7 protein-coding genes are annotated in these 8,615 nt (G+C 53.7%); 4 read left to right on the plus strand and 3 right to left on the minus strand.

The annotated features are described in order from the left end of the window. Nucleotides 1-54: 54 nt before the first annotated feature. Nucleotides 55-993 (minus strand): L-lactate dehydrogenase, encoded by a 939-nt coding sequence (locus tag FD34_RS03085; protein WP_057806649.1) that lies wholly within the window; start codon nucleotides 991-993, stop codon nucleotides 55-57. Beyond that, nucleotides 986-1,822 (minus strand): bifunctional hydroxymethylpyrimidine kinase/phosphomethylpyrimidine kinase, encoded by an 837-nt coding sequence (gene thiD / locus FD34_RS03090; RefSeq protein ID WP_057806650.1) that lies wholly within the window; start codon nucleotides 1,820-1,822, stop codon nucleotides 986-988. Before thiD ends, FD34_RS03085 begins: the two co-directional genes overlap by 8 nt. A 340-nt stretch (nucleotides 1,823-2,162) precedes the next feature. Here thiD and argS point away from each other — a divergent pair, with 340 nt between their 5' ends. Then, nucleotides 2,163-3,863, plus strand: coding sequence for an arginine--tRNA ligase (gene argS, locus FD34_RS03095; protein ID WP_057806651.1), 1,701 nt, complete (start codon nucleotides 2,163-2,165; stop codon nucleotides 3,861-3,863). 73 nt (nucleotides 3,864-3,936) lie between these two features. Here argS and hpt read toward each other — a convergent pair whose 3' ends face one another. Next, nucleotides 3,937-4,473 (minus strand): hypoxanthine phosphoribosyltransferase, encoded by a 537-nt coding sequence (hpt, locus tag FD34_RS03100; RefSeq protein WP_057806652.1) that lies wholly within the window; start codon nucleotides 4,471-4,473, stop codon nucleotides 3,937-3,939. 259 nt (nucleotides 4,474-4,732) lie between these two features. Between hpt and FD34_RS03105 the strand changes: the two genes are divergently transcribed. From FD34_RS03105 to FD34_RS03115, 3 genes are all read left to right on the plus strand, one after another. Further along, complete coding sequence (locus tag FD34_RS03105; protein WP_057806653.1) at nucleotides 4,733-6,895, plus strand: PBP1A family penicillin-binding protein; 2,163 nt, start codon at nucleotides 4,733-4,735, stop codon at nucleotides 6,893-6,895. 51 nt (nucleotides 6,896-6,946) lie between these two features. Next, nucleotides 6,947-7,318: a YlbF family regulator gene (locus tag FD34_RS03110; RefSeq protein WP_057806654.1), complete on the plus strand. Its 372-nt coding sequence runs from the start codon at nucleotides 6,947-6,949 to the stop codon at nucleotides 7,316-7,318. Between the two features lie 170 nt (nucleotides 7,319-7,488). Beyond that, nucleotides 7,489-8,436, plus strand: coding sequence for a peptidylprolyl isomerase (locus tag FD34_RS03115; protein WP_057806655.1), 948 nt, complete (start codon nucleotides 7,489-7,491; stop codon nucleotides 8,434-8,436). Nucleotides 8,437-8,615 lie beyond the last annotated feature (179 nt).

Below are 8,615 nucleotides of genomic sequence, written 5' to 3' on the forward strand. Positions count from 1 at the left end.
AATCATGGAATCCCCACGGTTAAGCCGTTGCATTTTTAAAAGTTAATTTAGGACCTAAAGTTCAATGCTATCGAGGACCTGCTTCATGGCGCTGGCTGAATGCTTCATCTTTGCTAGTTCATCGTCAGTGAGCGGGTACTCAATGACCTGGCCGATCCCCTGGCTGTTGATCACCGCTGGGGAACCGAGGTAAAGGCCGTCGATGCCATACTGCCCCTCCAGCGGTGCCGAGATCGGTAGGGCGACGTTGCGGTTCTCGATGATGGCACTGGTGATGTAGGCAAGGCACTTGGCAACCCCGTAGAAGGTTGCTCCCTTGTTACCGATGATCTTGCCCCCAGCCTGGTGGACATCGTCTTCGATCTGCGCCTTATCCTGGCTGGTCAGCTGGGCTCGTTCGGCGAGGGGCTTGCCATTGATGGTGATCTCGTTGAAGGCAGCGAAGGAGGTGTCACCGTGCTCCCCCAGGATCTGGGCGTCAACGGCATTGACGGAGAGGTGGAGACGGTGGCTGAGCAGGATCCGCAGCCGCATTGAATCCAACGAGGTTCCAGTACCGATGACCCGCTCCTTTGGGAAGCCGCTGAGGCGTTGGGTGAGGGTGGTCAGGATGTCAACCGGGTTGCTGGAGATTACGAAGACCCCCCGAAAGCCCGCGGCGACAACTGGGTCGACGATTGACTTCAGGATTGCCGCATTCTTATTGACCAGGTCCAGGCGGGATTCACCAGGCTTGCGAGCAACCCCAGCCGTGATCACGACCACGTCCGCATTGCTGGCGTCTGCATAGTTGCCAGCGATCACCCGGGCCGGGCTGGTCAGTGGGGTGATGTCGGCAAGGTCAATGGCGTCCCCGGTGGCCTTTTGTTGGTTGCGGTCAACGATGACCAGTTCGTCGATTTCGTGGGTCGACTGGAGCAGGGAGAATGCAAAGGCCGAACCGACCGCCCCGTCACCGACGAGGACGACTTTATGTGTATATTCATCAAGCATTATGTTTAGCTTCCTTTCCTAATTCAACTTGGGCAGCCCAGTGGTTGATCGGGCCGAATTGATGGCCAACCGTCAGGGGAGCGGCGATTGCAGCGTAGACCGCGTTCTTGGCTAACCGCACTGCGTTGGCGACGTCTTGGCCCTTGGCGAGCTCGGCGGCGATGATGGCGGAGAAGGTGTCCCCAGTGCCGTTGAGGCGGTTGGTCTTGATATGCGGTTTGGACAGCCAGAAGTGGTCACCATTTTTTAGGAGGACTAGGTCGTCGACGGTATCCTGATTGGTATCACTGTGGGCCCCCTTGATGATGACGTTTTGGGCACCCAGTTTTTGGAGCTGGCGGGCGGCGGTGAGTTGATCTAAACGATTAGCGATGGTTAGTTCGGCCAGCTTTTCGGCCTCGTAGAAGTTTGGGGTGATCACCGTGGCTAAGGGGATGATCTGCTCCCGGAAGCGCTCGTAGGCGGACTGGGCGAGTAGCATTGCCCCGTGCTTGGTAATGATGACCGGGTCAACCACTAGGGGGCCAAAGATCTGCTCATCGTAGTTATTGGCCACGACGTTGATCACGTCATCGTTGGCCAGCATTCCCGTCTTGGTGGCACCGATTGTGAAGTCGCGGGCCAGCTGGTGAAACTGCTCGGCGATAAACGCCGGGGGCATCACCTGCTGGGCGGTGATATCATACGAGTTACCGGCGACGGCGGCGGTCAGAATGCCGTGGCCATAGACACCGTCGGCAAAGAAGGCGTGGAGGTCGGCCGGCATCCCGGCACTACCGTCGGAATCGTGGCCCGCGATGGTCAGGGCCTGAATATTCTGTTGTGTCATTCACATCATCCTTTCACCAGTTCTTAATACTTCGATTTTAGCATACAATCGCACTGGTGAGGCCGGCTGATGATTTTCCTTGTAATTGGATTAGATTTTGTTATAATAAAACAGTGTTGAAGCCGATGATCGAGGAGTAGTAGTAACCACGTGCTTTACAGCGATCCTATGATGGTGTGAGTTAGGAATGCACTGGTTATGAAGGCGTGCCTCGTAGGCATAGTTTAATAATTAAGAGTGGAATTCTAATTCAATTAGAGTGGTACCGCGGGAATTGAACTCGTCTCTAGTAAGCTGACTGGCTTATTGGGGACGTTTTTTAGTAATAAGGAGGAATATTATGGACGAAAAGCAAAGAGTTGCAACTGCGCTGGCAAAGGCACTGCCGGAGATGGAGATTGCCGACATCGCAGACAAGATCGAACGGCCCAAGGATGCCAAGAATGGGGATTATGCCTTCCCAACCTTCTTCCTGGCCAAGACCCTGCATAAGGCCCCGCAGATGATCGCCAGCGACCTGGTGGAAAAGGTTGACCAGCAGGGCTTCGACAAGGTTGTCGTGGCCGGCCCGTACATCAACTTCTTCCTTGATAAGGCCGGGGTTGGTTCTGACGTCTTAAAGGAAATCCTGAATGACCCTGAACACTACGGTGACCTGGACCTTGGTCACCAGGCCAACGTCACAATCGACTACTCATCACCAAACATCGCCAAGCCGATGGGGATGGGCCACCTGCGTTCAACGATGATCGGTGAAGCCGTTGCCCGGATCATGGAAAAGGTCAACTACAACCTGATCCGGATTGACTACCTCGGTGACTGGGGTACCCAGTTTGGTAAGATGATGGCTGCTTACAAGATGTGGGGCGATGAACCCGACGTCCAGAAGGGGCTGAAGGAGGACCCGATTGACACCCTGGTTAAGCTCTACGTCCGGATCAACACTGAGGCCGACGAACACCCTGAGTACACTGAAGCCGGCCGGGCATGGTTTGCCAAGCTGGAACACGGTGACGAGGAAGCCTGGAAGCTGTGGCACTGGTTCCGTGAGATGTCTTTGCAACGGTTCCAGCGGGTTTACGACATGCTGAACGTTCACTTTGACTCCTTCAATGGTGAGGCCTTCAGTGCCCAGAAGATGGACGAACCGATCCAGCTGCTCAAGGACAAGGGCCTGCTCAAGGAGAGCCGGGGCGCCCAGATTGTGGACCTCGACCATTACAAGTTGCCACCATTGCTGATCATCAAGTCCAACGGGACGACCACCTACATCACTCGTGACCTGGCCACGGCCCTCTTCCGGAAGCGGATGTACGGTCACGCCAAGTCCCTCTATGTCGTGGGGGCTGACCAGGAGACCTACTTCCGTCAACTGCGGATGGCTCTGAAGGAAATGGGCTTCAACTGGTGGGACCAGATCACCCACATCTCATTCGGACTGATGAACCTGAACGGGAAGAAGATGTCCACGCGGAAGGGGAACGTTGTTTCTTTGGAAGACGTCTTAAACGACTCCATCGACCTGGCCCGCAAGCAGATCGCCGAGAAGAATCCTGACCTGAAGAATGCCGACGAGGTAGCCAAGCAGGTTGGTGTCGGTGCCGTTATCTTCCACGACCTGAAGAACTACCGGCGCAACGCGGTCAACTTTAAGCTGGAAGACGTCGTTAAGTTCGAAGGGGAAACCGGACCGTACGTTCAATATGCACGTGCCCGGGCCGAGAGTATCCTGCGGAAGGGCGGCATCCAGGACTTCAGCAACGTTGACTTGACCAAGGTTGGCGACTCCGCTTGGGATCTGATCAGCTTCCTGGGTCAATACAGCGAGGCCATCAAGCGGGCCGCATTGAACTATGACCCGTCCGTTGTTGCCAAGTACGCCTTAGAGCTGGCCAAGAAGTTTAACCAGTACTACGCCCACACCCGGATCCTGGATGAGGATGAGGGTCAACGAGCGCGGTTGGCATTGACTCAGGCCGTCAGCAACGTCCTGAAGTCCGCCCTGAATCTGCTGGACATTCAGGCACCAGATGAAATGTAATTTATCAGTATAAACGAACAAGCGGGGCTAGTGAGATTTGCTTCTCACTAGCCCCGCTTGTTAAGGTTTAAATTTAATTGGCGTAGACGGCCCGCTTCAGGATGCCGACGTAGGGGAGGTTACGGTAGAGGTTGTTGTAGTCTAACCCATAGCCGACCAGGAACTCGTTGGGGGTGGTGAAACCAACGTAATCCCCCTCGATCTCGACCTCACGCCGGTCCGGCTTATCAAGCATGGCACAGGTAACAACACTCTTGGCCCCCCGGTCCTTGAACAGCTGAACCAGGTACTTGAGGGTGCGGCCGGTATCGATGATGTCCTCCATGATGATGACGTCGCGCCCGTTAACGTCGGACTTGAGGTCTGAGACGAGCTTGACTTGGCCGGTAGAATCAGCCCCGTCGTAGCTGGAGACATCGACCAGGTCGACGTTGAGTTTGAAGTTCAGCCGCTTCAACATATCACTGGTGAAGATCATGGCTCCGGTCAGGACTGAGACCACCAGTGGGTTCTTATCCTGGTATTTTGCGGTGAGTACCCCGGCTAGTTCATCCAGGCGGTGATCGATCTGTTCCTCACTGTAGAGTACCTCTTTGATATCGTTATTCATATGAATTCTCCTCTTCCCCGCAATAATTGCTCAAAAGGCAATTCGGTAATCAATAGTCAGATTTTAACACATTAGCGGCTTGGAATTAAGCCATAAATTAATTTTTCTCGAAGAATATATTGATAATGTTCGGGTTTTGCTGACAAAGCCCAGCGCAGTTAGAAAGGTAAACTTTGGTAAAAGCCCCCACAATTATGTGGTCAGTTCCCGGTTATATGCTAAAATGACAAACAGTCAAGTAATGAACGGGAGAATGAAAATGAAGCGAGAACCACAGAAGAGACCTTTCAAGGAGCAGGTGGTGGCATGGTTGAAGTCAAGTGCTGCCCGGATCTGGGCCGTCCTTAAACGGGTCGGTCGACGAATCAAGAAGTGGGTTGGCAGGTTCTGGTATCGTTACCAGCTGACGCGGTGGATCATTGCCGTCTGCCTAGCCCTGTTTTTGATCATGAGCATTCACTTGACCTTCGTCGCTAAGACCGCGGACGTCAAGAACCTGAAGAATCGTCTGGAGCGGACCACAGTGATCTACGACCGCAATAAGCAGTCGGCCGGAAGCCTGTACGCGCAGAAGGGGACCTATGTTAACTTGGACCGGATCTCGAAGAACGTTCCCAACGCGGTGCTATCGACCGAGGACCGCAACTTCTATAAGGAACATGGCTTCTCAATCAAGGGGCTCGGGCGGGCTGGTTTCCTGCTGGTCAAGAACAAGCTCCTGCACCGTGACTACATCTCTGGTGGGGGGAGTACCATCACCCAGCAGCTGGTTAAAAATGCCTTCTTGACCCAGCAGCAGACCTTCTCACGGAAGGCCCGGGAGATCTTCATCGCCATTGAGGTGGAAAACCAGTACAGCAAGAACGAGATCCTGACGATGTACCTCAATAATGCCTACTTTGGTCATGGGGTCTGGGGGGTCCAGGATGCTGCTAAACGTTACTTCAATGAGAACGCCAGTGAGCTGACGGTGCCCCAGGCCGCCACTTTGGCCGGGATGCTGACCTCACCGGGGATCTATGACCCGATTGACCACCCGGCGGCTACTAAGCAGCGACGTAACCTGGTCCTCCAACTGATGGTCGAGAACCACAAACTAACCCAGACCCAGGCTAACCAGTACAAGCAGACGCCGTTGGCCACCAGCAATGGCTATGCGCCAAGTGACACCTATAAGTACCCTTACTTCTTTGACGCGGTGATTGCTGAGGCCGAGAGCAAGTATGATATCTCCGAGAAGGACATCATGAATAATGGTTACAAGATCTACACGACCCTGGACCAGGGTCAGCAGCGTTCGATGCAGCAGACCTATGATGATGACGACAACTTCCCGGTCAACGCCGCGGACGGCACCAAGGTCCAGTCGGCCTCTGTGGCAATGGATCCCAAGACCGGTGGGGTGACCGCAGTCGTTGGTGGTCGGGGTAAGCACGTCTTCCGGGGCTTCAACCGGGCCACCCAGATGCGGCGGCAACCGGGATCGACTATTAAGCCGATTGTCGTCTACACGCCTGCCCTGGAGCATGGCTACTTCTATGACTCGACCCTCCAGGACAAGAAGCAGTCCTACGGTACGAACCACTACACGCCGAAGAACTATGATGATACCTATAGCGGGTCGGTGCCGATGTACAAGGCGCTGTACGAGAGTCTGAATGCTCCGGCTGTCTGGCTGCTTAACAAGATTGGGGTTAACCAGGGCTACGCGATGGCCGAGAAGTTTGACTTACCGGTGGAAAAGAGCGACAAAAACCTGGCCCTGGCCCTCGGGGGAATGACCAAGGGGGTCTCCGTTCAGCAGATGGCCCGGGCCTATGCGACCTTCGACAATGAGGGGCAGATGCCAAGTGCCCACTACATCACCAAGATCGAGGACGCCTCGGGGCGGGTGATTGTCCAAAACAAGGGCAATAAGACCAAGCACGTCATTTCGGCCAAGACGGCTCGTGAGATGACCAGCATGATGATTGGTGTTTATGCCCACGGGACCGGGGCCAGTGCCAAGCCGGCCGGCTACACGCTGGCGGGAAAGACTGGAACAACCAACTCGGGCATCAAGGGTGCCGAGGACGGTGACCGTGACAAGTGGATGATTGGCTACACCCCGGATGTCGTTGTGGCGACCTGGGAGGGCTATGACGATACCAACGCCAGTCACGCCCTTGCTGACATCACTGACCGTAATATCAATGTCTTATTCAAGAGTGAGATGACCGGGATCCTGGATAATACCCCAGGAACCAAGTTTACGGTCAAGGACGCCCAAAAACGGGCTCAGGACAACACCAGCAAGTCCGGTGGCGGCTGGAAGTCGCTCTTTAATAACGACGGCGACCTGCTCAACCAGTTCAACCAGTCGGTCAACAACTTTAGCAATAAGGCTGGCCAGTGGTGGAGTGGTGTGAAATCGCTATTTTGACTAAAACATGATACAATTTAGAAAGATTCAATAAAAAGGGGATTATCATTTATGGTTGTAAACATCTACGACACGGCCAACGAGATGAGCCGGCAATTAGTTGAAACACAGGAATTCCAAAACCTGAAGAAGGCCTTTGAAGCCCTGAAGGCAGATGAAGACGCCTTCAACTCATTCAAGAAGTTCCAACAGATGCAGGTCGAGGCCCAAAAGAAGCAGATGCAGGGGCAACAGCCGAGTGACGACGAGATCAAGGCTATCCAGACCATCGCTAAGGAAATCAGCGGCAAGAAGGCCGTTCAGGACCTGATGAACCAGGAGCGCCAGGTTGACCAGATGCTGCAGCAGGTCAACAAGACGATCACGGACCCACTGCAGAGTCTCTACAGTGAGATCATGCCAGACGATGGTGAAAACAAGTAATTTACCTAATTAGGGCCAGACAGGTGGCGGTTCGTCACTGTCTGGTCCTTTTGCGAATAAAATATGAAGAAGCGGTAAACATTTTCTTGCGAGGCTGGATCGGCGGGGGAAGTGTGGTATATTGGATGGGTGAAGTTTTCGAATAAAATTAGTTTAAGGGATGTGTTTTTTTGAAATCCAAGAAATTATTAGCAATTGTTGCGGGGGTCGCCCTGATGATGCCCCTGGCTGCCTGCGGTAACAAGGCCGTGGCCACGACCAGTGGTGGCAAGATCACCGAGAGCGAATACTACAGCAGCATGAAGGCCACCAGCAACGGTAAGCAGGTCCTTCAGCAGATGATCTTAGACAAGGTCCTGCAGAAGGAATACGGTAAGCAGGTTTCTGACAAGCAGGTCAATGCCGAATATAATAGCTACAAGTCACAGTACGGTTCCCAGTTCAGCGCGGTTCTGCAACAGAATGGCCTGACGGAGAAGACCTTAAAGAAACAGATCCGGTCCAACCTCCTGCTCCAGGCGGCTGTTCGTGACTACTCCCACATCACTAATAAGCAGATCAACAAGCAGTGGAAAAAGTATCAGCCAAAGGTCCAGACTGCCGAGATCCTGGTCGGCAGTAAGTCCGAGGCCGAGGATATCATCAGCCAGCTGAACGACTCCGATAACGCCTACAAGACCTTCAAGAAGCTGGCCAAGTCCAAGTCGACCGACAGCTCCAACAAGGACGAAGGTGGGAAGGTACCGGCCTTTGATAATACTGATACCCAGCTCGATTCCGCCTACAAGAAGGCTGCCTTCAACCTGAAGACCGGTGAGTACACCAAGACGCCGGTCAAGACGGATGACGGCTACCAGGTCATCTACATGATCGAGCACCCGGCCAAGGGGAAGAAGAGCCAGCACATCAGCGACCTGCGCAACCAGATTGTTCAGGAGAACATGAACAACAGCACCTTCCTCCACAAGGTGGTGGCCAACGTCCTGAAGAAGGGGAACGTCTCCATCAAGGATAACGACGAGAAGAACATCCTCGATGACTACCTCAACTCCAACAGTACGACCAATGGTAACCTGGGTAAGACCAACCCAACCACGGCATCTAATTCCAACAAGTAAATCGTAAATAAAAATGAGGCTGGGAAATAAGCTTCTCGGCGCCCTGTACGGCTAGCCTGGAGCGGAGGTTGACGCTGTAGGCGTCGGCCTTCGTTCGTAGCTAGACGCTAAGGGTGCGCTTACTTCCCGTAACTGCATTGTAATATTCGGAAAACTAATAGTGGCTGGTGAGAAAACAA

The organism is Limosilactobacillus pontis DSM 8475 (assembly GCF_001435345.1).
Classification (GTDB): domain Bacteria; phylum Bacillota; class Bacilli; order Lactobacillales; family Lactobacillaceae; genus Limosilactobacillus; species Limosilactobacillus pontis.